The organism is Thalassospira sp. UBA1131 (assembly GCF_002311515.1).
Lineage (GTDB): Bacteria > Pseudomonadota > Alphaproteobacteria > Rhodospirillales > Thalassospiraceae > Thalassospira.
The window spans coordinates 91,931-92,263 of the sequence record NZ_DCAO01000132.1 but is presented as its reverse complement, the minus strand read 5'-3'; positions in this window follow the sequence as shown (position 1 = coordinate 92,263).

Sequence of the window (333 nt, the reverse complement as noted above, 5' to 3'; positions counted from 1 at the left end):
AAGAGCGCGGGCAGTGTCGCCTGCGGCTCCGGCGAAAAAGCCGATTGTATATATAAAGAATCCAAAGACGGGTTCACCGGATAACGACGTCCGTTGCGAAATGCCTCTTTTGAGGGCAGGCCGCATCGGGCGTTTTTTTTGTGCCAATTCGCATCCCGCGACGAGGAGCCAGAGACAAATGAACCACGTCACTGCTGCATTACGAACCGCCAAAGCCCGCCTGGTTGTCATCGGCAACGGCATGGCCGGCATGCGGACCGTTGAAGAAATCCTGAACCGCGCACCAGACAAATATGACATCACCGTTTTCGGTGCCGAGCCGCGCGTGAACTA